Origin of the sequence: Mangrovimonas cancribranchiae (assembly GCF_037126245.1) — a bacterium.
Lineage (GTDB): Bacteria > Bacteroidota > Bacteroidia > Flavobacteriales > Flavobacteriaceae > Mangrovimonas > Mangrovimonas cancribranchiae.
Genome location: NZ_CP136925.1, coordinates 807,719 through 834,284, shown reverse-complemented (window position 1 = coordinate 834,284; position 26,566 = coordinate 807,719). Strand labels below are relative to the sequence as shown.

Below are 26,566 nucleotides of genomic sequence, written 5' to 3'. Positions count from 1 at the left end.
GGTCAATACTTAACCTCCTTCTGAATGACAATCGTCTCTTCTATTCAGATACTCACTGTCATTCAGAGTGAGCGACAGTGACACGAAGAATCTCTACCCTGTCATTCAGAACGTAACGTAGTGAAGTGAAGAATCTTTATATTAAACCCTGTCACCCTAAACGTCTTCTTCCTGCGAAGCAGGAAAACCACTTGTCGTAAGGATACATCTCAAAAGCTTCGAAATCCAGTCATACCATGACGCGAAAGTTTTGAGAGGGGTTTACCGTAGGTAAAATCCCTACCGACAAGGCGTCGTTTCTTTTGTTTCGTTTTCTTTAGACGAGTAAAGAAAATGAAAAAATATAAATAAGGGCATTTTAAAACAAAAGGAGATGCTGAACCAAGTTCAGCATGACAAGGAGTTTAGATACAAAGAGATCCTGAACCCATCTACCTGTCGGTTCACCTGCCGTAGGCATGGCAGATAGGAATACAACAAAGTCAACCTCATTCTGGCAACGCCAGAAAACAAACGACTGTCAGCAGTGATAACGAACAAAGATGCGGAACTGCGTTCCGATACCGTCGGAAAAGAGCATGAAGCATCGAGCGTGAGTGGTCCAAAGGAATCACCTCAGACAGACTTGATTTTTTGGTTCGTTTTGCATCAAGGCAAAATGAATGAAGAACATAAATAAGCATCTCCTCCCCCCTTGTCACCCTGAACTTGGTTCAGGGTCTTGGTTATGTAGGTGCGGTGTTTGGTTGAGATGCCAAACCATCTACCAGTCAGTAGACAGGAGCATGACAATAGGCTTCAAAGTTATAACCTAGCATCTACTTGATGTGCTGGTAATAGAGACTTTACATCAAAAACGACACCATGTTCTGATTTTAAAGCTGTAATATCTAACTCTAAAAATTCTTTATGAGATACCGCCAATACAATCCCTTCATATTGGGGCTGTAATTGCGAAGCACAACATATTAAATCTAGACCGTATTCATGCTTGACTTCTTCGGCTGATGCCCAAGGGTCGTACACATCTACATTTACATCGTAAGTTTCAAACTCCTTAATAATATCTATAACGCGTGAGTTACGTATATCAGGACAGTTTTCTTTAAACGTTATACCTAACACCAATACTTTGGCATCGCGAATACGTGCCCCTTTTTTAATCATCATTTTTACAGTTTCTTGAGCAACATAGCTTCCCATACTATCGTTCATTTTACGTCCTGCTAAAATAATTTCGGGGTTATAGCCAGTTTCTATGGCTTTTTGCGCTAAGTAATATGGATCGACTCCTATGCAATGGCCACCAACTAAACCTGGGGTAAAATTAATGAAGTTCCATTTGGTTCCTGCAGCCTCTAAAACCGCTTGAGTATCAATATCTAGCAAACGAAATATTTTTGACAACTCGTTTACAAATGCAATATTGATATCGCGTTGAGAGTTTTCTATCACTTTCGCTGCTTCGGCTACTTTAATAGAAGGCGCTAAATGTGTTCCCGCTATAATAACCGAACGATATAAATCATCTATTACTTTAGCAATTTCTGGGGTAGAGCCTGAGGTTACTTTTAAGATTTTAGTTACGGTATGAGTTTTATCTCCCGGGTTAATACGTTCCGGTGAATAGCCTGCAAAAAAATCGGTATTAAATACCAACCCTGATTGCGCCTCTAGAATAGGGACACAAATATCTTCGGTTACTCCTGGATATACAGTGGATTCATAAATAACAATATCTTGAGGGGTTAATAGTTTTCCTACGGTTTCACTAGCTTTAATAAGTGGTGTAAAAATGGGTTTATTAAGGTCGTCTGTAGGGGTTGGCACCGTAACAATATAAATTTGAGCTTCAGCCATAACTTGAGGGTCATTGGTAACCCAAAGTCCTGTTTTTTCATTTGGTGACGTGGCTAAAACAGCTTTTAAATCGGTGTCGGACACCTCTAAGGTATTATCGGTTCCAGACTGTAACTCGTTAATACGTTTTGTGTTAATATCAAATCCTATAACAGGATATTGTTTAGCAAACTCTACAGCTAGAGGTAACCCTACATAGCCTAATCCAATAATGGCGATTTTTTTTTGATCCATAAGAGCGATTTAAATTGGTCGAAATAATTATTGTTTGCTATTAATCTACAAGCGTTTTAAAAATGCTTTAGTTTTTTGTAAAAGGGTTTTAGGTTTATCGGTATGATACGCATTTCCGTACACACCATAGCCATAACCATAGCCATAGCCGTAACCATAGCCATAATTATGATTGGTTTTATGCTTATAAAAGTTTAATACAAAACTAATATTTTTAATTTCTCCAGCACGATACTTAGCATTAATGAGTTGCAACATACCTTTTTTGGTATAGTCTAAACGCACCATAAAAATTGACGTGTCGGCATACTTAACCAATTCTAAAGCGTCTGTTACTAATCCTAATGGTGGCGTATCTAAAATAATCATATCATAAGTATCACGTAGCTCGGTTATAAGTTGCGACATACGATCACTCATTAATAATTCGGAGGGGTTTGGCGGAATAGGCCCTGAAGTTACTACATCTAAATTATCAATATGGGTATGATTTATAACCTCATCAAACGTATTATCGCCAATGAAATAATTTACCATACCACGATCGTTTGTTAAATTAAAATCGTCAAAAATCTTTGGCTTCCGTAAATCTAATCCTAATAAAATTGTTTTTTTACCCGACAGCGCATAGACTGTAGCAATATTAATAGAACAAAAGGTTTTCCCTTCACCACTTACCGATGAGGTTATCATAATAGTACGTCCACGAGTGCTGTTGGCTTGTTTGTTTAAAATAAACTGCAAACTAGACCGGATAGCTCTAAACGATTCTGATACAGCAGACTTAGGCTTTTCATAAACCACCAAATTATTGTGGTAACGATATTTACCTAACAATCCAATAATAGGAATAGACGACAAACGCTCTACCTCATCCGAGCCATGTATGGTATTATCTAAAAGATACATGATAAAAATGAGGAATAGAGGCGTTAAAAAGCCAATCATTAAAGCCATCATGTAGTTTAAAGATTTATTAGGCCCTATTAAACCGCCACCTATATCTTTAGCTTCATCTATGGTTACTATATCTGATACATTTGCTGCTTTAACAATTGCCGCTTCACTGCGTTTATTCATATACACATTATAGGCTTCTTGACTAATACTTAATTTGCGTTGTATTTTTAAATACTCTTGTTCATCTTCTGGCAAATCACTTAATCTAGCTTCTAGTTCTGCAATGTTTTTATTAATAGACCCTAAGTATATATTAATGGTTTTTCGAGTGGCATTAATGGTTTCTAACAACACATTTTTTTCTGAATCAATACGGCGGTCTAAGTCTTTAAATAAAGGTGAGTCTGGCTTTGTAGTATACTCCATATTTTGACGCTCGATAGCCAATTGTGTAATTTTAGTTACACTACTTAGAATGTTCCCTTCGTTAATACCTACCGATGTAGGCGCCGCGATATTGGTATAATTGGTTTTAGTGTTTAAGTAATCTTCTAAAGCATCTAAATAGTTTAACTTATTATACTCCTCGTCTTTTTGCTTTTCGTAGGTTTTTAATTTAGCGCTCGTCTCCGTCATTTCCTCGCTAATATTAAACACCTTACTTTGCTTTCTAAAGTTGTTCATCTCGTCGTTTACATCTTTTAAACGCGCACTCTCAATAGCTAAACTACTATCGATAAACTTAATGGTATTAGAGGCATATAGATTCTTTCGTTCTAGCTCGGTACGACTTAAAATATCGGACGTCGCATTAAGGTAATCGACTATTTTAGCTTTATTAGTTCCTGTTAAAGACAGTTGTAATACCGAAGACGAGCTTTTGTTAAACGGCGCTACTTTTATACGGTTTTTATACCTATTTACAACAGAATCGAAGTTTGAAAACTGAATATAAAATACCGTTCCAGGCTTTATGTCTCTTTGCGTTCTTAATTGTAATGTAGCATTAAAAAAAGGCAATGTAATTACATCTCCAATAGTATATTTCTGCTTAAAAGCCCCTTGTGGCGTTGAGACTCTAAGCTTTTCTTTAGTATTATAAATTTGTGCTGTTGCTGATGACGAAGGAAACTCGGTAAACAGTTCAAACGTATTAGAATCGATAAACCGAATACCCAAATGGCGACCTAATATTTGAGGTTTAGTACGATTTAACATCACCACAAAAGGAGCCTTTTTGTAAATATCTTCCTTTCGGTATTTTCCATCAATTAAGTAGGTCATGTAATATTCTAACGAATCGACAACTTTCTCGTTGTGACTACGTGTTTGAAGTGTGGTAATGGTTTTTCCCATTTTACCTGAAACACCGCCCCAATTAAACGAAATACTGGTATTAGCCGTAAAAAATGGGTTTTGCTCATTTTCGACAGAGATTAAAGAGCTTAAACGATAAATGTTTTGCTTACGAACATTAATAAAGTAGGCTATTAACAAAGCCACGCCTACACAAAACAACACCATCTTCCATAAATTAAGGATTTTAAATAGATAACCTTTAAAATCAAAGGTCATCCCGCCTTTTTCCTGAAAGTCTTGGTCGTCAAATTCAGTGTAAGCCATAATATTATAATCGGTTAATCAATAAAATGGATGTGGTTACTAACGATAAAAGCGTAGCTACAGTAGCCACGTTTTGCATTAAAGTTTCGCCTGTTCCTAAAGACTTTTGCTTTAATGGTGGCACGTAAATAATATCGTTGGGTTGAATATAATAATACGGCGATTGCATCACGGCCACATCGTTTAAATCGATATGATGTATTTTTTGTCCTTGTGGATATTGCCGTATAATAAGCACCTCTTTTTTATTGCCAGTTACTGGAATTTCACCAGAGTTCGCAATAGCTTCAAACACATTTACCTGCTCTTGAAATAAGGTTTTGGTACCTGGACTGCCTACTTCACCCATAACAGTAAAGCGCATCCCCGCCAATTTAACAGTAACAAAAATATTAGCGGTTTCTTTAAACTGCTCTTCCAAAAGTTTTTCTTCAAGTAATTCCTCAACCTCTTCAGTAGTATATCCCAACACATTAATATATCCTAAAGTAGGCATACGTATATTCCCATGAGCATCTACTGTAAAACCATCGTAATAGGATTTTTCACCACTAGTCATATTTAAATTAGGGCTATCAATAGGGTTCAAAATACGAACATTATCTTGATCTAAGGCTTTAACACGAATAGTTAAAATATCATTAATCTGCACACGATAAGGCTTCTGCATTTCTTTAATAGTTTGCAATGAGTCTAAAGCATTTGCTTTGTTTACAAAATACAAAGTATCCTTATGAGGAATACATGAGGTAGAAAAAATTCCTAGTAACAGCAGGAACAGGAAGCCTAATTTCTTCATGTGGAATTACGAGTGTTTAAACACAAATATAACTTTTAACAAGGAATAACAAAACTTATATCCTTTATTTTGACTTTTATCCGTTTATTTGCAAAAAGCTTCATTTAAGTGAATTATTTAACCGTTGAAAACATATCTAAGTCTTATGGCGAACGCACCTTGTTTAAAGACATTTCTTTTAGTCTACACAAGGAGCAAAAGGTAGCGTTAGTCGCCAAAAATGGTACTGGAAAAACCTCTATTTTAAACATGCTTGCTGGTAGAGATGTTCCAGATACAGGACAAATTATTTATAGAAATAACTTGCAAGTAGCATTTTTACCTCAGGAACCTGAATTAGATGAAACACTAACCATAGAAGCCAGTATTTTTAATACCAATAATCCAACGCTTAAAATTATCAAGCAATACGAACACGCATTAAACCATCCTGAAGATACCAAAGCATACCAAAAAGCTTTTGATTTAATGGATGCCAACAATGCTTGGGATTTTGAAACACAATACCGCCAAATTTTATCGCAATTACAGCTAAACGATATTACCCAAACGGTTAGTAAACTCTCTGGTGGTCAAAAACGTCGTTTAGCTTTGGCCTTGGCGTTATTAAAAAAACCAGATATTCTTATTTTAGATGAGCCCACCAACCATCTAGATTTAGAGATGATTGAATGGCTAGAAAGTTTTTTCGCTAAAACTCCCATGACCTTGTTTATGGTTACTCACGATCGTTACTTTTTAGAGCGTGTTTGTAACGAGATTCTCGAGTTAGATCATGGACAATTATATAGCTACAAAGGCAACTATAGTTATTATCTTGAACAACGCGATGCTAGAATAGAACGTGAAACCATAGAAACGGGTAAAGCCCAACAATTATACAAAAAGGAACTCGATTGGATGCGCCGGCAACCTAAAGCGCGAACCACCAAATCTAAATCGCGTATAGACGATTTTAAGAGTATAAAACAGCAGGCTAAAAAGCGACGCAACGACCATGAGGTGCAATTAGAACTCAACATGGAGCGTTTAGGAAACAAGGTGGTCGAGTTTCATAATGTCTCGTTATCTTATGGCGACAATGTCCTTTTAAATCAATTTAATTATAACTTTCAAAATGGCGAACGCTTAGGTATTATTGGTAAAAATGGGTCTGGAAAATCAACCTTCTTAAACCTCCTTACACAAACAGCCCAACCCGACTCAGGGAAAATTATTATTGGTGAAACGGTAAAGTTCGGGTATTATACTCAAAAAGGCATTCCTATTAAACCACAACAAAAGGTCATAGACGTTATAAAGGCCTTTGGCGAGTATATTCCCTTAAAAAAAGGGAAACAAATTAGTGCCCAACAGCTCCTTGAGCGCTTTTTATTTAATCGTAAAAAACAATACGATTTTGTAGAAAAACTTAGTGGTGGCGAGCGTAAACGTTTGTATTTATGTACCGTGTTAATTCAAAACCCTAATGTGCTTATTTTAGATGAGCCTACTAACGATTTAGATATTGTAACGCTTAATGTACTAGAAAGCTTCCTGTTAGATTTTCCTGGATGCTTAATTGTGGTATCGCACGATCGTTATTTTATGGATAAAATTACCGACCACTTATTTGTATTTAAAGGCCAAGGTGTGGTTGAAGATTTTCCTGGCAATTATAGTGACTATCGTACTTATGAAAGTAGTCAACCACAAACAGATACTTCTAGCACCTCCAACAAGGAGAAAAAAAATTGGCGAGAAGATAGTGGCAGCAAGCTTTCGTATAACGAACAAAAAGAACTCAAAGCTATAGAAAGTAAGCTAAAAGATCTGGAACACGACAAGAAAACCCTAGAAGCTCAATTTCACGACACTAGCTTATCGCAAGATGCCATAACCGAACTATCAAAAAAGCTACAAGATATCATGGATACTATTGAGACCAAAGAAACGCGTTGGCTAGAACTGGTTGAAAAACTAGAAAACTAATGTGGTATCGCATAAAAACATATCTCCGTTTTTTATGGCAATCTACCAATCAGCATGGTGTACACTCGCCTTTTGTATACCAGCTAGTCACAACGTGTTTTTACGACACCAAACCCTATGCAGCTTATAAAGCTTTAAAAGCTTACAGGAAACAGCTTTTAAAAAACAATACTATTATTTCGGTCACCGATTTAGGACCAGGATCGCAACAAAGCAATACTCCAAAACGACACATCGCTACTATAGCTAAACACTCGGGTTCTACACTAGTGAGAACTAAATTTTTATATCGGTTAACCCAATATTTTTCATTTGAAACGTCTTTAGAACTTGGCACGTCTTTAGGGTTAGCCACTCAAGCCCTTTGCTTAGGACATAAAAACAATCATATTACCACCATTGAAGGTTGTCCAAAATTATCAGAAATAGCGCAAGAAAATCTCCTTCAATATCATAAACAACTCACTTTTATTACAGGCGATTTTTCTAAAACACTCAAACAAATATCACATCCTACCTATGATATGATTTTTTTTGATGGCAACCATACAAAAAAAGCCACCTTATCGTATTTCGAAACCTTACTACACTACACCCACAACGATACCGTATTTATTTTTGATGATATTTATTGGAGCAAAGACATGACCGAAGCTTGGGAAACCATTAAACAACATCCTAAAGTTACTGTAACCATCGACACCTATTTTTGGGGACTTGTTTTTTTTAGAACAGAACAAGCCAAACAACATTTTAAAATTAGGTTATAAAACACTTTCTATTCGCTATATTACTTGTTACCTTTAGCCAGTTGTAAAAATCTTATTTAAGACATCATGAAGGTATACACAAAAACAGGCGACAAAGGTACCACAGCATTATTTGGTGGCACACGTGTTCCTAAACATCATATTCGCATAGAAAGTTATGGTACGGTAGATGAACTCAACTCATATATTGGGCTTATTAGAGATCAGGACATTGCCCCAAGATATAAAGAGTTACTTACCCAAATTCAGGATCGTTTATTTACATTGGGCGCTATTTTAGCTACCGATCCCGAAAAAGCCACCTTGAAAAACGGTAAAGAACGTTTAAATATTCCTAAAATTTCTGAGGCTGATATTACTTTATTAGAAACCGAAATGGATACCATGAACGATGCCTTACCTCCTATGACACATTTTGTATTACCTGGAGGACATCAAACGGTGTCATTCTGTCACATTGCTCGTTGTGTTTGTAGACGCGCCGAACGTTTAGCGACGGCATTGCATGAATTGGAACCTATTGACACGCATGTTTTAATGTATTTAAACCGTCTTTCTGACTACCTTTTTGTATTGGCACGAAAGTTGACACATGACTTAAACGCCGAGGAAATTAAGTGGATTCCTGAGAAATCTTAATCCATTAAAAATCAAATTATTTCCAAAAAATTCCTTGGAAACGACACGTTCTTTGTATTATTGAGTAAATAATTCAATTTTTTCTTGACTTTTTAACGTAAAAATTTATTTTTGCAAAAAATTAAAACGAATTACAAATGTATTGGACATTAGAATTAGCATCCTACTTAAGTGATGCTCCTTGGCCAGCTACTAAAGATGAGCTGATTGATTATTCTATCAGGACTGGAGCCCCACTTGAAGTAGTAGAAAACCTTCAATCTATAGAAGATGAAGGCGATCAATACGAATCGATCCAGGAAATCTGGCCGGACTATCCAACAGATGAAGATTACCTCTGGAACGAGGACGAATATTAAATATGAAAAACAACAAAAAAGTCTCTCACAGGAGGCTTTTTTTGTTGCACGATATATCAACAAAAAAACGGTTCCCTTTTTATTGTAAAAAGTAGGAACACATAACATATGGGCACGAACCATGAGGTGCGTTGCCTAAAAACATAACACACATGAGTTTTTTAGATTCAGTATTAAAACTGTTTGTCGGCGACAAATCCAAACAAGACGTTAAGGCTATTATGCCTATCGTTACTAAAATAAAATCTTTCGAAAGCGCTATGGAAGGCCTATCTCACGATGAGTTAAGAGCCAAAACCGAGCACTTTAAAACCAAAATTGCAGAAGCTAGACAACCTTTTAATGATACTATAGATACATTATTGAAAGATGCCGAAGCAACTGAAGACATTGATAAACGCGACGAGATTTATCAAGAAATCGACAAGGTTAAAGATGATATTTATACTGCTACGGAGGCCGTTTTAAACGACATCCTTCCTGAAGCTTTTGCAGTAGTTAAAGAAACTGCTAAGCGTTTTGCAAACAATACCACATTAACCGTATCGGCTACAACATTTGACAGAGAATTATCAGGAGATAAAACATATATCTCTTTAGAAGATGATAAAGCCATTTGGGCTAACTCTTGGGATGCTGCCGGTAAACCAGTTACTTGGGATATGGTACACTACGATGTTCAGTTAATTGGTGGTGTTGCTATGCATCAAGGTAAAATTGCCGAAATGCAAACTGGTGAAGGAAAAACCTTAGTGGCTACATTACCTGTTTACCTTAACGCTTTAGCGGGAAAAGGTGTTCACTTAGTTACCGTAAACGATTACCTAGCCAAACGTGATAGCGCATGGATGGCGCCTATTTTTGAATTCCATGGACTAACTGTAGATTGTATAGATTACCACAAGCCTAACTCGGCCGCTCGTAAAAAAGCCTATAATGCCGATATTACTTATGGTACCAACAACGAGTTTGGGTTTGATTACCTACGTGATAATATGTCGCACTCGCCAGACGATTTAGTACAACGTCCACATCACTATGCTATTGTAGATGAGGTCGACTCAGTATTAATCGATGATGCACGTACCCCATTAATTATCTCAGGACCAATCCCTAAAGGCGATCATCACGAATTTAATGAGCTTAAACCAAAAGTAGACGATATTGTTACTGTACAACGCAAGTTTTTAACAGGTGTTTTAGCTGAAGCCAAAAAACTCATCGCCGAAGGCGACACTAAAGAAGGTGGCTTCCAGTTGTTACGTGTGTATCGAGGTATTCCTAAAAACAAAGCGTTAATTAAGTTTTTAAGTGAAGAAGGCGTGAAACAACTCCTTCAAAAAACCGAGAACTTTTACATGCAGGATAACAATCGTGAAATGCCTAAGGTTGATGAAGCCCTGTATTATGTAATTGACGAAAAAAACAATCAAATTGAATTAACCGATAAAGGTGTTGATTACCTTTCTGGCGCAGACGATCCAAATTTCTTTGTTATGCCAGAAATAGGTATGGAAATCTCTCGCATAGAAAGCAAAAATTTATCTAAAGAAGAAGAAGCCGAAGCTAAAGAAGACTTATTCCGTGATTTTGGTGTAAAATCAGAACGTATTCACACGCTTAACCAATTGCTTAAGGCCTACGCCCTATTTGAAAAAGACATTCAATATGTGGTTATGGACAATAAAGTTATGATTGTTGATGAGCAAACGGGTCGTATTATGGATGGGCGTCGTTATAGCGATGGCTTACACCAAGCTATCGAAGCCAAAGAAAATGTAAAAATTGAAGCTGCGACCCAAACCTTTGCCACGGTAACCTTACAGAATTACTTTAGAATGTACCGTAAACTGTCTGGTATGACAGGTACAGCTGTTACCGAAGCTGGCGAATTCTGGGAAATTTACGAATTAGATGTGGTAGAAATCCCTACTAACAGACCTATTGCTCGTGATGATCGTGAAGATTTAGTATACAAAACCAAACGCGAAAAATACAATGCTGTTATAGAAGAAGTTACTGCACTATCGCAAGCTGGTCGTCCTGTTTTAATAGGAACAACCTCTGTAGAGATTAGTGAGTTACTAGGAAAAATGTTAAGCATAAGAAAAGTACCTCACAACGTATTAAATGCCAAATTACATAAAAAAGAAGCCGATATTGTAGCCGAAGCTGGCCGTCCAGGACAGGTAACTATTGCTACCAATATGGCGGGACGTGGTACCGATATTAAATTAAGTGACGAAGTAAAAGCCGCTGGTGGTTTAGCTATTATTGGTACAGAACGTCACGATTCCAGACGTGTAGATAGACAGTTACGTGGTCGTGCAGGACGTCAAGGAGATCCAGGTAGTTCGCAATTCTATGTGTCTTTAGAAGACAACCTGATGCGCTTATTTGGTAGTGAGCGTATTGCCAAAATGATGGACCGCATGGGGCTTGAGGAAGGTGAAGTTATTCAACATTCTATGATTTCAAAATCTATAGAACGCGCCCAAAAGAAAGTTGAAGAAAATAACTTTGGGGTTCGTAAACGCTTACTGGAGTATGATGATGTGATGAACTCGCAACGTGAAGTGGTTTACAAACGTCGCTATCATGCCTTATATGGAGAGCGTTTACGTGTGGATTTAGCCAATATGATTTACGATACATCTGAAGCTATCGCCGAAACTAATAAAGCTGTTAATGACTTCAAGAATTTAGAGTTTGAATTAATTCGTTATTTCTCAATGAGTTCACCAATTACCGAAGCTGATTTTTCTAAAAAGTCGCCACAAGATATTGCTGGTATTATTTACAAAGCTGCTTTTGAACACTATCGTACTAAAATGACACGCAATGCTGAATTAGCATTCCCGGTAATTAAAAATGTGTATGAAAACCAAAGCGATAAATTTAAGCGTATTGTTGTACCGTTTACCGATGGTGTAAAAACACTACAAGTAGTTACCGATTTAGAGAAAGCTTACGAAACGGAAGGTAAACAACTTATTACCGATTTTGAAAAGAATATTACACTTGCCATTATAGACGATTCTTGGAAAACGCATTTACGTAAAATGGATGAGTTAAAACAATCTGTTCAGTTAGCGGTACATGAGCAAAAAGATCCGCTTTTAATCTATAAGTTTGAAGCTTTTGAATTGTTTAAGAGTATGATTGATCAAGTTAACAAAGATGTGATTTCATTCTTATTTAAAGGCGAGCTACCAACCGAAGACACTAATGCTATTAGTGAAGCCAAACAAACACGTAAAAAAGAGCAATTAGAAACCTCTAAAGAGGAAATTCCTAATATGGATGAACGTGCTGCTCAAAATCGTGCTGCAGGAAATACCCAACAGCAAACAGAACCAGTAGAAACTATCATTCGTGACAAACCAAAAATTGGCAGAAACGATCGTGTAACCATTAAACACGTTATGAGTGGCGAAAATAAAACCCTAAAATACAAGCAAGCCATTCCTTTAATAGAAAAAGGTGATTGGGTTTTAATTGAAGAATAAAACATACTTTAAAAGGCAGGAAATTTCCTGCCTTTTTTTATAAAAAAACGTCAAAACCGAAATTTTGTCATTTCAACGAAAACTTCTCTTATTGAAGTAGTTAATTTATATCTTACACATAGTAAATATTCCTCTTATTTTTTCGATTAATAGCACAAAAACCGAAAAAATTATGAAGCCTTTAAGCTATAACAAGATCCTAACAGCTACATGCCTTACCTTTGTGTTGTCATTTTTTTCCCATGCCCAAACCATTAGTTTTAGTTCTTCTGGTTTAGTTAATGGTAATATTCTTAATCCAACATCATTACAATTTGGCCCAGATAATCGTTTATATGTTGCGCAACAAAATGGCACCATTTGGGCATATACCATAGAACGCGATGCTGCCTCACAAGGAAACGGTACTTACACAGCTACTGCCATTGAAGAAATTAATCATATAAAAATAGGTGTTCCTAATCATGATGATTTAGGAAACTTTAACCCAAGTCAACAACGTTTAATTACTGGTATTTTAGTAAAAGGCACACCTACAAACCCAATTATATATGTCACCTCATCAGACTATTTATTAGGTGGAGGCTCTGCTGGAAACGACACCAATCTAGATACTAATTCTAGCACCATTTCTAAACTTGAATGGGATGGTTCTGCTTGGGCAAAAGTAGATTTAGTTAGAGGCCTTCCTCGTTGTGAAGAAAACCATGCTATAAATGGCATGCAAATGTTTGAGCGTAACGGCAATACTTATCTTTTAGTTGCTCAAGGTGGTCAAACTAACAAAGGGGCTCCAAGTAACAATTTTGCTGCTACACCAGAGTATTTCTTTTCAGGGTCTATGTTAATTGTTGATATCACGCAATTAGAAAACATGCCAATATATAACGACCCTAGAACTAACACTGATTATATTTACGATCTACCAACCTTAAACGACCCCTCACCTTCTCGTCCAGATATAGACAACACACATCCGGAGTTCCCTTACCCTGTTGGGCATCCTATGTATAATGCCACTATAGATTTAGGTGATCCTTTTGGCGGGAACAATAGCTTAAACCAAGCTATTCCAGAACCAGGAGGACCTGTCCAAGTATTTGCACCAGGATTTAGAAATGCTTACGATGTTTTAGTAACTGAAAATGGCCGTATTTACACATCAGACAATGGCCCTAATTCATTATGGGGTGGATTGCCTAAAATATACGATATTAATACCGATGTTTTCTTGGGTGACCAAAGCACAATTACTTACGACCCTAATAATCATTATATAACTAACGAACTTAATGAATCTGGAAGTTCTTTAGTTGGAGACCCATTACATTATGTAGGAACCATAAATGATAGTAACGGCACTTATTATGGCGGCCATCCTATTCCTATTTTAGCCTTCCCATCTCGAGCTAAAGTTATAGCTTACGAAAACTCTGGAGGCTCATGGATTCCTATAGAAACTCATGACTTGGAGGAATTAATATCAGGCATTTCAGGTTATTTTAATACAGACTTTCTTATTACCGACTTTCCAGATCAGCCACATATAGGAGAATACTTATTAGATGAGCCTGTTGGCAGCCCAAAAGTTAATATTTTAGATGTTATTAATTCATCGACAAACGGTATTGCCGAGTATACCGCTTCCAACTTTGGCGGTGCCATGCAAGGTAATATTCTTACAGCATCATTCAATGGTGATATTAATCGATATGTTTTAAATGCCACTGGCGATACTGTTTTAGAATACGAAGCCACTTTTAATGGTTTTGGTAGCATTCCTCTAGATGTTATTGCGCAAAGCGATAATGATATTTTTCCTGGTACCGTTTGGGCAGCCACCTATGGTTCCAATAGTATTACTGTTTTTGAACCAGCAGAAATTGAATGTTATCAACCTAATGATCCTGAGTATAATGCCAGTGCCGATTATGATAATGACGGATACAGCAATCAAGATGAAATTGATAATGGCTCTAATATATGCTCACAAAGTAGTAAACCTAAAGATTTTGACGGTGATTTCATCTCTGATTTAAATGATGATGACGATGATAACGACGGTATACTTGATGTTAATGATCCATTCCCTATTGATCCAGACAACGGTATGAATACGACTTTACCTATAAATCGACCGTTTTGGAATAACGATCCTGGAACTGGCTTTTTTGGTTTAGGTTTTACGGGACTTATGCTTAACCCAACAGGGGCTACAGACTATCTAACACAATTTAATGAAAATGATATGTCCTTTGGCGGTGCTGCAGGAAAAGCTACTGTAGATAGCGTTAGTGGTGGTGATGCATTAGAAAATCTAAACTCTCAAGAATATGGGTTTCAATTTGGGTTTAACACAAGTAACTTAACAAACTCATTTACAATCCATACAAAAGTAGAATCGCCTTTTTTTGGCTCAGGAGGTTCTCAAAACGATCCTGTTGACTTTCAATCTTACGGCATACAATTTGGTACAGGAGACCAAGACAATTATTTAAAAATTGTTATCATGACTGGAACAAGTAATGCCGATACAGAACATGGCATACAAGTTTTACTAGAAGACAACGGAGTTGTTACTTCAGATACTAAATACGACATTACCGACATGCTTTTAAGTGGTTCGGTATATTTATATGCTTCTATAGATCCTATTTTGCAAACAGCACAACCCTACTACTCTATTGATGGTGGTAATACCTTAACTCTTTTAGGGAGCCCAATGACATTACCTGCTAGCTTTTTTGACGTTTCTGATAATATTGGAATGGCCGTAGGACTTATATCTACCTCTAGAAGCAGTACAACACCTAACCCATTTACAGCTACCTGGGATTATATTGAAGTTTATGAAAATCAGGATGGTTTATTAACAACGTCTCCAGAAACAGTCGACTTTGGCTTAACACCAGTTCTTAACACACAACGCACTAAATCTGTTACTATTACTAATGCTGGCGGCCCTACAGATAGTGCCATAACCATTACCCAATTAAACTTTAGTGGCGATGATGCCACACTTTTTTCTTCAGATATTAGTTTACCATTAAATATACCACCAAGTGCATCTATAGATATCCCTATCGATTTTAGTTCCGATGGCCTTATTGGAATTAAGAATGCCCAATTAGAAATTGTACATTCTGGCACAAGCACTACATTAGTTAATTTAATAGGACACCTTACCGATATTTATTCGCCTCTAGTAAGGATAAATTGTGGAGGGCCAGAGGTTCTTTCCACAGATAATGGGCCAAATTGGGAAGATAATACAACTATTGTTGGGGCATCTTTTGTTGTAAATCGAGGAACTAGCTATTCTATTAGCAGTATTGATCCCGCATTTAAAGACCCTTCTATTCCAAACTATATAAGTAACAGCGAGTATAATGATGTTATGAGATATGAGCTAAGTAATAGTGACCCAGAAGAACTTATGACTTACTCTATCACACTCCCTAATGGCGACTATATTGTTAATTTATACTTTACTAATCTATACAATGGCACACCAAATCCTGGCGAGCGAATAGAACATGTCGATATAGAAGGTGTAAGACAAATAGAAAGCTTAGATCCTGTTGGCGAATTTGGACATAGAATTGCTGGTATGGTACAACGTAATGTATCTTTAAACGATGGTGTTTTAGATATTTCATTTGTTCATGAACTTCAAAATCCTTTAGTTAATGCTATTGAAATTTTAGCCGTCACTTATCCTGAAATTGAAATAGAACCCATATCTGATGTAACTTCATGTGAGTTAGAGGTATCAGATTTTCAGGCAGAAGCCTCTGGAGGTAATCCATTAGACAATATAACATATAGCATTTCTGGACAACCACTAGGCACCGATATAGAACCAACAAATGGTCTAATTTTTGGGCAAATAGATGAATCAGCCGTAAATGGAGGACCAAATAGCGATGGGGTTTACATCGTAACCGTAACAGCCTCAAAACCTGGCAGCCTTAGCAAATCAAGGTCCTTTACTTGGACTATTCTTGATGATACTGAAGCTCCAATTATAACGTGTCCAGAAGCAATTATTGAGCAAGTAGTTTCTGGAACAACAGAAACAAATGTTAATATAATTACCCCAACAGCAACCGACAATTGTTCTACCGAGATAACTTACACTGGTATTCGTTCTGATGGTATGTCTTTAAACGACCTCTATCCATTGGGAGACACCACCATTACATGGACAGCAACTGATGCTTCAGGGAATACATCGGTAAGTTGCGACCAACTTATTACTGTAGAAGTTGGGTTTTATACCGTAGATCTAATCGTCTCGCTTCAAGGACGTACGGATTACAGTGGCAATTATAATATTGTGATTTATGATATTAACGATTTAGTAACTCCTATAATAACCGAAACCGAAACAGCAGATACTGCTGGCAACATTTTACTGAGTTCAACTTTAGAAAGCGGCTCGTACAAAATTTTAGTAAAACACCCTATGTTTTTACAACGTGCTCTTTCAGTAACAATCTCTGAAAATATTAATGAGACCGTTCCTCTTTTATTAGCTGGCGATGTAAACAACGACAATATTGTAGACATTTTTGACTTTGGTGTACTATCGGGAACCTTTGGTCTAATAGAAGGTGATTTAGATTACAACTCATCTGCCGATTTTAATGGAGATGCAGGTGTTTTTATTAATGATTTTGGACTTCTATCTGGTAACTTTTCTGTTGCGGGTGAAGATCAGAATAACTAAAAAAATAGTCATGACTAAAACAATATCTCTTTTCATATTAGGATTTATAAGTGTATTAGGCATTTCAAACCCTATTACTGCTCAAACTGTAGACTTAGATGCCAGTGTTATTATAGAAAATAGCTTACAAACAGGCGACACTTTTGTTTATACATTAAAAGCGTTACCAGAAACACCTTTTAATGGTTTACAAGTGTATCTTACATACGACCCAAATGTAATACAGCCCACGCAAATACATCAAGTTTTTGAATTTGATGCTATCCTACAGCACGATTTGAATGTTCCAGGTTTAATTAAGTTTTCTGCTGGAAATTTAGGATCTTTAATAACCGAAAACATTACCGTTTTTAATATTGAGTTTGAAATATTAAATAATACGGGGCTTATTGAAATTTCCCATATTACTTCCCAAAATGCTTCTACACAAGTTAGCAATCAACATGGAGAGAATTTAGTAGGCTATACTAACACTATAACTTTACAACGATTAGGTATAGATAATACAAATACTATAAATGGCTTACTAATTTACCCTAACCCTGTTAGCGATCAAATTCATATCGATGTAGGTAAAAACAATGGTTTACAATCGGTAGCCTTTTTTGATTTAAACGGCAAACAAGTACTTTACTTTGATACGTTTGATGTTAATAGCCAGCAAACATCTATTAACTTATCAAAACTATTAAGAAATGGTACTTACTTTATGCATGTTAGAACTAATAAACAAGGAAAAAGTATCTATAAAATTGTTATGAACCACTAATAAAGATTCAACAACACATTTGGATCTGGACAGTTACTTTTAAACTTGTCCAGGTTTTTTTTGCTACAAACGCCAGGATAATCGCCTTCATATTTGGCTATATCACGAATAATTTGAAAATGAAGATGTGGTGCATAATCGCCATTAACCTCAGCAGTTCCTAAGGTAGCAAAAGCCTCGCCTCGTTGCACAACATCGCCTTGTTTAATGTCTTTAATAGACGCTAAACTTAAATGACCATAAAGTGTAAAAAACACTTGATTCTCTATAGTATGTTCTAAAATTATAGTTGGCCCATAATCGCCATAGTTTGTGTTGTTTTTAAAACTATGAATCGTTCCCTGTAATGGGGCGTAAATATTTTCTCCAGCGTCCAACCAAAAGTCAATACCAAGGTGGATATTCCGTTCCATACTATGATTAGCAGGGTTAAAATAACCGCTTCGTTTATAAATATTTCGCTGTTCTAAATAACCCCCATAAGCAACTTTAGCTTGATGTGACTTTAAATGGGATTGCATAAACTTTTCCCAATCTGAAGATGACGCTACATTGAAGGTATTTAGCTGAGGATTGGTTTCAGAAAGATTAATCGGAACATACGCACTTGATGCTATTTTAGGGTTTAAAACAGGATGTGCATTCCGACTTAATTGTTTTAAAAATATGTTGAATGTAGATGGACTCATACATTCAAAAGTAAAAAACTATTGCATAATTACCTCGCTAAACTTTGCATTTACAACAATAGTTTTATAGCTACTTAAATTTCCGGTAGAAAAGCTAGCCACATTTTCATCGCTGCTATTATTTGGATGAAGTAATCTAGAATGTGTGCCTTTATATTGTAAATTAAAGCCTGTATTAGGTAAACGTAATAAGGCGTCGCTATTTTCTAAAGTAATATTAATATTGTTAAATGTGCTATCTATATTTCCTATGTTTAGGTCGCCAAAACTTCCATCAATAATAGCATTTCCTTTAATGGTACCTAAATCTATATTTGATGAATTTGCACTTAGCACTAACCTGTCTACATTATTTACACTTGCTTGATCTACAAAATTTAGGAGTAATTCTCCTGCTTTCCATGTAGTAATATCTACTGGCGCATAAGAAACATTGATGGAAGTGTTACTTCCATCAATACTACTTGCTAATAATGCTGTATGCGATAAATTGGCTTTAACATTATTTATGTTTGCCGCAAATTTTAATTCGCCATGGCGAACGTTTATATTTAATTTTGCTTTTTTAGGCATTTTAATTTTAATGCTTTTCTTTACCCCATCGTTTGCGCTATTAAATTGTTTTATTCTTGCCTTACGTCTTGCTTCGTTTGCCTTTTGTCTAGCCTCCATTCTTGCCTTGGCATGCTCTTGACGTTCTTTTATGGCTTGTTCTCTTGCTTCTTGGCGTTGTTCTAAAACTGCTTGACGCTCTTCTAAGCGTTTTGCTTTTTGTTCCATTTGCTTTTCAAAACGTTTTCCCCAAGCTTCCATTTCTTTTCCAAATTTTTCTCCAAATTCTTCACCAAACTTTTCACCCCAGGCTTCCATTTTCTTCTCAAACGCTTTCATTTCAGCACTATTTTCCCATTTTTTGGACCAAGCTTCCATTTTTCTTGCATATTCTTCGCCATACTTTTCACCATATTCTTCGCCCCATTTTTCTAAGTAAGCTTCGCCTTCTTTTTGGTATTTTTTATAATCGAACCCTTTTCCTGCCATACCTTCTGGAAGTTCTGGTAATGGTGGCACCGATGGCATTTCTGGCATATCTGGCAATGGGGGCACAGGTGGTATTTCAGATAAAAGTAATGACTCTAATAATGGTTCTACAATAGGAATTTCTGGAATCTCTGCCAATTCCATTTCCATAATACGAAGTGCATCGGTATAAGAGTCTTCAAATAAAACTAAATTTTCGTCCCAAGATCCTAATTCACCTAAAGTAACAATACTTACGTTAGATTTTGAAGCATCTATATCTACTCCCCAAGATTCTAAAAACTTGCGTAATTCGGCTTCAGAAAGTTTATCGCTTTCAATATAAGCTTCAATTTCAATGATATCTTTATTCCAAGTGTCTATTTCTAAATTTGTATAACTCGTGTTTAAATCGATAACTACATCGTCATTAACATTAATAGATTGAGAGACTTTCTCTAATCGTTGTTGCGCCATAGCACTTGATATAAAAAGCACCAAGCTTAATGTTATTATTTTAGTTAAAAATTGCATGATTTTAAATTGTTTTTTGACTGTTGTTTGAAAGTGTTTCTAATTGTTCTTTTAAACGATATAACAGATTAAGACGCATTTTAAGGTTATTAATTAAGGCATTTACTGTAAACTCATTGGGACCATTTTTAGTTAACTCCTTGGACAATTTTTTGTATTCTTGATTGAGCGCTTCTAGGCGTGTAATATAGCCGTCAAATAATTCTTTATTTTCTGATGTTACTTTAACCTTAGACAGCTCATAATTAATACTCGCTAAATAATAGTCCTCTATTTTTTTTAGGTCTGGCGATACATCGCCTAGTGTTTTCTCTGGTTGCGTTCCCTTATTAGTCGTCTCTGCTACAGTATTTTCAATGGGTTTATCAGATGAAAAAATCATGGCATAACCTATTCCTAAAACAACCACTATACTAGCCGCTATAGAGAACCAATACCACCGTTTTGATTTTGGTGCATCTACCTCTGGAAATGTATTATCCAAACGGGTTAAAAAACGTTTTTCATGACCTTTAGGCATTGTGACCTGTTCGTTATTTTGATTGCTTTTTAAAAGTTCTTTAATATCCTGTGCCATGTGTTTTAAATTTTAAACTGTTTTGTAACTTTTTCTTACCTCGTGATAATTGTGTTCTTGAGGCTACTTCTGTTATGTTTAATATGCTGGCAATTTCTTGATGATCGTAACCTTCTATTAAATACAACATAACCACAAACCTATATTTATCGGGTAAATCTTCTATAGCGTGTTTAACATCTTGTACTGTTATATCGTCATTTACTAACCATTTGTCATCTATTTCTGTATCGACCACTTTAAGATGTCCTTCATCCAACTGTAATAGTTGATGCTTTTTAGTCTTTAAGGTATCGATACAAGTATTAATCACAATACGTTTTAACCAAGCACCAAAAGTCACTTCTGCTTCAAATTGATGCAGTCTTGAAAACGCTTTTATAAACGCCTCTTGTACAGCATCTTCAGCTTCTGCTTCATGTGTTAAAAACCTACGTGCCACAACATACATACCATTGCAGTACTGGTTGTATAACTGCATTTGTGCCATACGGTTATTTTGTTTGCATTTTGCTATAAGCTGCTCTTGAAGCATGCGCTATTTTTTTGGTTTCTTGATTAGTTCACTTTAAAGACGACACAAAAACATTTGTGTTGCAAAAAATGTAAAAGTTTTTTAAGTTATTAAAATATTACGGAAGATTTGAACGTTTCTCTTTTACGAGTACAAGTTTTCTATTTATCTTTGATTGCTTAATTAATCCAAATATTTATGAACAGATTTTTGAAATGGGTTTTATGGGTATTACTCCTTGTTGCTGTTGGGGTTTTCCTCTATTCTTATTTTATTGATGATAGTTTATTAAACAAACGTTTAAGTCCTAAAGACACGGTTTCTTTTGCTAAGAATGATTTAAAACTACAAGTGTTTTATAATCGTCCTTCTAAACGAGGTCGTGATATTTTTGGTGGTTTAGTCCCTTATAAAAAAGTATGGCGTACAGGCGCTAACGAGGCAACTACTTTTGAAACCAATCAAGCCTTAAATATAAAAGGCGATTCGCTACCCGTAGGGAAATATACATTGTGGACTATTCCTAACGACTCTACTTGGCATGTTATGTTTAATTCTAAACAATATCCTTGGGGAGTTGATATGGAAATGAACCCGATGCGTGACCCTAATTTTGATCTTATTAACATTGAAGTTCCTGTTGAAAAAATTAACACGACTGTAGAGCAATTTACCATAGGTTTTGACAATGCTTTAGACGATTTATCTCTTACTATGGTTTGGGATAATGTAAAAATAGCTGTTCCTTTATCTAAGTTTGGCGAAGAAAAATAAACATACCTCGGCGTTACATGAAAAAGATGGTGTCTCAGATCCTGAGATTACCAACATTTCTCATATTAATAAATTTAAACAAAAACGTAAAGCACAGCCTAATGCTCAATCACTAACTCAAGATATTATTTCAGGCGATATAACAGCATTAAGTCGTGCTATAACTTTAGTTGAAAGCACAAACCCTACACATTATAAAAAGGCTTCAGAAATTATTAAACAATGCTTAAAGTACGCTAATAACTCCACTAGAATTGGTATTACAGGTGTTCCAGGTGTAGGTAAAAGTACATTTATTGAAGCTTTTGGTGAGTATTTAACCTCTCAAGGAAAAAAAGTAGCAGTCTTAGCTGTAGATCCTAGTAGCTCTGTAACAAAAGGCAGTATTTTAGGCGATAAAACCCGTATGGAAGCTTTGGTGAACAACTCCAACGCCTTTATTAGGCCGTCGGCTTCTGGTAATTCGCTTGGCGGTGTTGCTAGAAAAACACGTGAAGCTATTATTTTATGTGAAGCTGCTGGATTTGACACCATTATTATAGAAACTGTTGGTGTTGGACAAAGCGAAACAGCTGTACATAGCATGGTTGATTTCTTTTTACTATTAAAGTTGGCTCGTGCTGGCGATGAATTGCAAGGTATAAAACGTGGTATTATTGAAATGGCCGATGCAATAGCAATAAATAAAGCCGATGGCGATAATATAAAAGCTGCAAAATTAGCCAAAGTAGAATTTAATCGGGCATTACACCTTTATCCCGAAAAAACATCTGGTTGGACACCTAAAGTCACCCTTTGTAGTGCTTTACAAAAGGAAGGGATTGATAGTATTTGGGAGATTATTTCCAACTATATAGCCCAAACAAAAACCAATGGTTATTTTGAGCATAAACGTTTAGAGCAACATAAGTTTTGGTTAACACAAACCATAGAAGAACAATTAAAGCAACGTTTTTTTAATCATGAGGTTATTAAAAAAGCCTTAGCTACACAACTTCAGCTTATAGAAGATAATAAAACTACACCTTTTGCTGCAGCCGAGTATTTATTAAGTTTGGAAAAAGACTTATAAAAAATTCTCTTTATACCAAGCAACTTGTTTTTCTACAGCCTCTAACAAGGTTGTTTGCGGATTATACTGTAATAATTCCCTTGCCTTATCTATATTTGCTTTTGTGCGCCACTGGTCTCCAGGACGCTTAGGCTTAACATCTATTTTTATTTGCTTTCCTAAAACCTTTTCAACAGCTTCTATACCTTCTTGTGTGGTATGTTCCACTTCGGTTCCTAAGTTAATTATTTCACCATTAACAAGATCTTCTTTTTCTATTACAGATACCACGCCATCGACAATATCGCCAACGTATGTAAAGCTTCTTAAGTGTTTATCGCTACCTTCAAATAACGGAAAGGCTTCATCTTTTAAACCTAATGCAATAAGTTTAGTGTACATTTTCTCTGGACGTTCTCTTGGCCCAATAACCGAATACAATCGTAACGAACAAGAGGCCATTTGTTTTTCTCTCGATTTTTGAAGCACTAACTGCTCGGCCGCTAATTTTGTTACGCCATAATGTGAGGCCGGTTTTGGAGCTTTATCTTCTGGAAAAGTAGCTTCTAACCCATAAATTGACGATGTTCCTATGTTAACAAACAGCTTTAAGTCTGGCAATTGCAACGCATAATCAATAAGGTTTTTTGTAGCAATAATATTGTTACTAAAATAATCTTCGAAAGAGGATGTTGAAGAAATTCCTGGCTGCGCAGCAAAATGAAAAATATAGTTAATATCTTTAGGCAAAACAGTTTCTAAATTACTCTCTCTTAAATCGTAATCTAAAACCTGTATTCCTGCGCTGGATAACGCCTTTTTATTTAAGTTTTTTAACTCTTTACTATAATAGGGTGAAAAATTGTCTATGCCTATTACTTCGTGACCTAAATGTTGTAATCTTTCTGCCGTATGTGAACCAATAAAACCAACAGCTCCTGTAACTAAAATTTTCATAAATTAATTAATAGCGTTATTTACAAAGTAACATCTTTTACCTAAACATTTAAAACATTAAGGTAAAAGATTATTTGTTAAACAAGATTATATCTTCTTTTAAAATATTCATTCAACCTATAAAACATAACTCCTGATAAGGCTCCAAATGTTAATCCGCTTAATACATCTAATGGATAATGAACACCTATGTAAATTCGACTATATCCCATAGCTATTGACCAAATAACCATAATCCAAATCAGGTTTTTAAAGCGTCGTCGAAGTAGCAAACTACTAAATACCGCTACGGCCATAGAGTTTGAAGCATGACCTGAAAAATACCCATATTTACCACCACAATACGGTTTTACTAAACGCATTAAACTTTGCAACGCCTCTTCATGGCAAGGCCTTGGACGCATTAAGCCATGCTTAAACACATTGGTAATTTGGTCGGTAAAAGTTACCATAGCCACAATAAGCACTAATGTTAGTAAGAACATTTTATGGTTTTCTTCTTTAAAAATAAAAAAGAGCAATATGGCATAAAGTGGTATCCAATAAAATTTGGTGGTATAAAACATCCAAAAAGCGTCCCAACTTTTTGTTCCTAAATTATTTAAGTAGATGAATAACTCGGTATCTAAATGTAAAATTTGTTCTAACATAGTTTTTAATCGTCTTCGTAACGTGCTACTTCCCTATCGTAAAATTCTAAAGCTTGTTGAATAAGATTTTCGGTTTCGGTTTCTAACTCTTTTTGATCGTGTTGATCAAAATCTTCTAACCATTCTATATCATCATTTTCTAGATTAAGGATAAATCTAGGAAAATCGGTATGCACAACAAATACAGTATCCGGAAAATCGGTGTTATCGCCCAGTAAAAATTTAGGAAGTTCCATGTTTAGAGATAATTAATTTTTTGGTTAATATATGAAATCTAATATACAACAAAATTGCGGCTATTGTTAATCCTGCTAATAAGCCTAACCAAATACCAAAACTTCCATAAACGTGTTCTTTTCCTAAGAAATAACTTATCGGAAATCCAACTATCCAATAGGAAATAAAGGTAATTACTGTTGGTACTTTTACATCTTGCAACCCTCTTAACGCACCTAACATAATAACTTGTATGCTATCGCTAATTTGAAAAATAGCCGCAGCTATTAATAAGGTTGCTGCTATGGATACCACTTCGGTATTATCAACTAAATTAGTAACATCATCATAATCCACATACAATTTAGGTAATACATTATGCATAAGTAAGAAGAAAATAGCAAATAAGGTTGCTAAAATAATACCTAACAAAAATATAGATACCGCAATACGACGAAGCTCTAAATAATTATGCAGTCCTTTTTGATTTCCAACTCGAATCATGGCTGCCACACTTAATCCTGTAGCTACCATAAACGTCATAGATGATAAATTTAGTGCAATTTGATTAGCTGCTTGTGGGTTTTTACCTAACAACCCACTTAACCAAATAGCTGCTGTAAAAATACCAACCTCGAAAAACATTTGCATGGCGCTTGGCGTCCCTAAATTAAGTAGTTTCTTAAGCATTAATTTATCTAATACAAACAACTTAATATGTGTTACAAAATCTTGAGATTTCTTGTGCTTCATAAGTAACCACCATAAAAAAGCGACCATTATAAAACGCGACAGTAACGTCCCATAAGCGGCACCTACAATTCCTAATTGTGGAAATCCTAACTTACCAAAAATGAGTACATAGTTTAAAATAACATTTACAACATTGGCTAACAAAGTTGCATACATAGGGTATTTAGTCATAGATAACCCATCGCTAAACTGTTTGAAGGCTTGAAAAACAACTAATGGGATTAACGAAAAGGCTACCAAATCTAAATACGGCATAGCCAATTCTACAACCTCGGCAGGTTGCTTCATAAGATACATTAAGGGTTTAGCAAAAAACAATAACGCAAATAATGCTATACCTAAAACAAGACATAAAAATAACCCGTGTTTAAAGGCCGATTTTCCTTGCTGAAAATTTTTAGCACCATCGGCTTCGGCTACTAAAGGTGTTATAGCTGTTGAAAAACCAATTCCTAACGACATGGCTACAAACATAAAACTGTTTCCTAAGGATACAGCAGCTAGTTCGGCTGTTCCTAATTGCCCCACCATAATATTATCGATAAAGCTCACAAACGTGTGCCCTAACATACCTAACATTACTGGTGCTGCCAATTTCCAGTTATAACTAAATTCTTTTGTGTAGTCACTTAAAACCATGGCGCAAAAGTACTGCTTAGGTTTAAG

Annotated in this window: 20 protein-coding genes; 9 read left to right on the top strand and 11 right to left on the bottom strand. The window is 35.8% G+C overall.

Annotated features, from left to right (window positions below; translation table 11 throughout):
* Nucleotides 1-804: 804 nt before the first annotated feature.
* Genes R3L15_RS03705 through R3L15_RS03695 form a run of 3 tightly spaced genes read right to left on the bottom strand, consistent with a single transcriptional unit; the run spans nt 805 to nt 5,416 of the window.
* Nucleotides 805-2,094 carry a nucleotide sugar dehydrogenase gene (locus R3L15_RS03705; RefSeq protein ID WP_338733309.1) on the bottom strand — a complete coding sequence of 430 codons (1,290 nt, stop codon included), beginning with the start codon at nt 2,092-2,094 and terminating at the stop codon, nt 805-807.
* A 45-nt stretch (nt 2,095-2,139) separates the two neighbouring features.
* The gene (locus tag R3L15_RS03700; RefSeq protein WP_338733308.1) at nt 2,140-4,617 is read right to left on the bottom strand and encodes a polysaccharide biosynthesis tyrosine autokinase; all 2,478 of its coding nucleotides are present in this window, start codon (nt 4,615-4,617) and stop codon (nt 2,140-2,142) included.
* A 4-nt stretch (nt 4,618-4,621) separates the two neighbouring features.
* Nucleotides 4,622-5,416, bottom strand: a complete 795-nt coding sequence (locus R3L15_RS03695) for a polysaccharide biosynthesis/export family protein (protein WP_338733307.1) — start codon at nt 5,414-5,416, stop codon at nt 4,622-4,624.
* A 108-nt stretch (nt 5,417-5,524) separates the two neighbouring features.
* On the opposite strand from R3L15_RS03695, the gene R3L15_RS03690 reads away from it, so the two are divergent.
* The 7 genes from R3L15_RS03690 to R3L15_RS03660 all read left to right on the top strand — a co-directional run bounded on the left by R3L15_RS03690 (nt 5,525) and on the right by R3L15_RS03660 (nt 18,165).
* Nucleotides 5,525-7,387 carry an ABC-F family ATP-binding cassette domain-containing protein gene (locus R3L15_RS03690; protein ID WP_338733305.1) on the top strand — a complete coding sequence of 621 codons (1,863 nt, stop codon included), beginning with the start codon at nt 5,525-5,527 and terminating at the stop codon, nt 7,385-7,387.
* On the top strand, nt 7,387-8,157 hold the full coding sequence (locus R3L15_RS03685) for a class I SAM-dependent methyltransferase (RefSeq protein WP_338733303.1): 771 nt from the start codon (nt 7,387-7,389) through the stop codon (nt 8,155-8,157). Before R3L15_RS03690 ends, R3L15_RS03685 begins: the two co-directional genes overlap by 1 nt.
* 66 nt (nt 8,158-8,223) lie before the next feature.
* Nucleotides 8,224-8,796 carry a cob(I)yrinic acid a,c-diamide adenosyltransferase gene (locus R3L15_RS03680; protein WP_338733301.1) on the top strand — a complete coding sequence of 191 codons (573 nt, stop codon included), beginning with the start codon at nt 8,224-8,226 and terminating at the stop codon, nt 8,794-8,796.
* A 137-nt stretch (nt 8,797-8,933) separates the two neighbouring features.
* The gene (locus R3L15_RS03675) at nt 8,934-9,155 is read left to right on the top strand and encodes a DUF2795 domain-containing protein (RefSeq protein ID WP_007648604.1); all 222 of its coding nucleotides are present in this window, start codon (nt 8,934-8,936) and stop codon (nt 9,153-9,155) included.
* A gap of 152 nt (nt 9,156-9,307) precedes the next feature.
* Nucleotides 9,308-12,664, top strand: a complete 3,357-nt coding sequence (gene secA, locus R3L15_RS03670; RefSeq protein ID WP_338733297.1) for a preprotein translocase subunit SecA — start codon at nt 9,308-9,310, stop codon at nt 12,662-12,664.
* Nucleotides 12,665-12,836: 172 nt separating this feature from the next.
* On the top strand, nt 12,837-17,396 hold the full coding sequence (locus R3L15_RS03665) for a malectin domain-containing carbohydrate-binding protein (protein WP_338733296.1): 4,560 nt from the start codon (nt 12,837-12,839) through the stop codon (nt 17,394-17,396).
* A gap of 10 nt (nt 17,397-17,406) precedes the next feature.
* The gene (locus R3L15_RS03660) at nt 17,407-18,165 is read left to right on the top strand and encodes a T9SS type A sorting domain-containing protein (RefSeq protein ID WP_338733295.1); all 759 of its coding nucleotides are present in this window, start codon (nt 17,407-17,409) and stop codon (nt 18,163-18,165) included.
* Here R3L15_RS03660 and R3L15_RS03655 read toward each other — a convergent pair.
* From R3L15_RS03655 to R3L15_RS03640, 4 genes are read right to left on the bottom strand one after another with little or no spacing between them, the layout of a single operon-like run.
* Complete coding sequence (locus R3L15_RS03655; RefSeq protein WP_338733294.1) at nt 18,162-18,854, bottom strand: peptidoglycan DD-metalloendopeptidase family protein; 693 nt, start codon at nt 18,852-18,854, stop codon at nt 18,162-18,164. The two genes, R3L15_RS03660 and R3L15_RS03655, sit on opposite strands and share 4 nt — an antisense overlap.
* Before the next feature lie 18 nt (nt 18,855-18,872).
* Complete coding sequence (locus R3L15_RS03650; protein WP_338733293.1) at nt 18,873-20,408, bottom strand: hypothetical protein; 1,536 nt, start codon at nt 20,406-20,408, stop codon at nt 18,873-18,875.
* A gap of 4 nt (nt 20,409-20,412) precedes the next feature.
* Complete coding sequence (locus tag R3L15_RS03645; protein WP_338733292.1) at nt 20,413-20,985, bottom strand: hypothetical protein; 573 nt, start codon at nt 20,983-20,985, stop codon at nt 20,413-20,415.
* On the bottom strand, nt 20,969-21,520 hold the full coding sequence (locus R3L15_RS03640) for an RNA polymerase sigma factor (protein WP_338733290.1): 552 nt from the start codon (nt 21,518-21,520) through the stop codon (nt 20,969-20,971). Before R3L15_RS03640 ends, R3L15_RS03645 begins: the two co-directional genes overlap by 17 nt.
* Nucleotides 21,521-21,697: 177 nt before the next feature.
* Between R3L15_RS03640 and R3L15_RS03635 the strand changes: the two genes are divergently transcribed.
* Nucleotides 21,698-22,273: a DUF2911 domain-containing protein gene (locus tag R3L15_RS03635; protein WP_338733289.1), complete on the top strand. Its 576-nt coding sequence runs from the start codon at nt 21,698-21,700 to the stop codon at nt 22,271-22,273.
* On the top strand, nt 22,257-23,345 hold the full coding sequence (gene meaB / locus R3L15_RS03630; protein ID WP_338733288.1) for a methylmalonyl Co-A mutase-associated GTPase MeaB: 1,089 nt from the start codon (nt 22,257-22,259) through the stop codon (nt 23,343-23,345). Before R3L15_RS03635 ends, meaB begins: the two co-directional genes overlap by 17 nt.
* Here meaB and R3L15_RS03625 read toward each other — a convergent pair.
* From R3L15_RS03625 to R3L15_RS03610, 4 genes are all read right to left on the bottom strand, one after another.
* Nucleotides 23,340-24,281 (bottom strand): NAD-dependent epimerase/dehydratase family protein, encoded by a 942-nt coding sequence (locus R3L15_RS03625; RefSeq protein WP_338733287.1) that lies wholly within the window; start codon nt 24,279-24,281, stop codon nt 23,340-23,342. The two genes, meaB and R3L15_RS03625, sit on opposite strands and share 6 nt — an antisense overlap.
* 77 nt (nt 24,282-24,358) lie before the next feature.
* Entirely contained in the window at nt 24,359-24,931 is a 573-nt protein-coding gene (locus R3L15_RS03620) for a phosphatase PAP2 family protein (RefSeq protein ID WP_338733286.1), read from the bottom strand.
* Nucleotides 24,932-24,936: 5 nt separating this feature from the next.
* Entirely contained in the window at nt 24,937-25,167 is a 231-nt protein-coding gene (locus R3L15_RS03615) for a hypothetical protein (protein WP_338733284.1), read from the bottom strand.
* On the bottom strand, nt 25,154-26,539 hold the full coding sequence (locus tag R3L15_RS03610) for an MATE family efflux transporter (RefSeq protein ID WP_338733283.1): 1,386 nt from the start codon (nt 26,537-26,539) through the stop codon (nt 25,154-25,156). The genes R3L15_RS03615 and R3L15_RS03610 overlap by 14 nt, the downstream gene beginning before the upstream one ends.
* Nucleotides 26,540-26,566 lie beyond the last annotated feature (27 nt).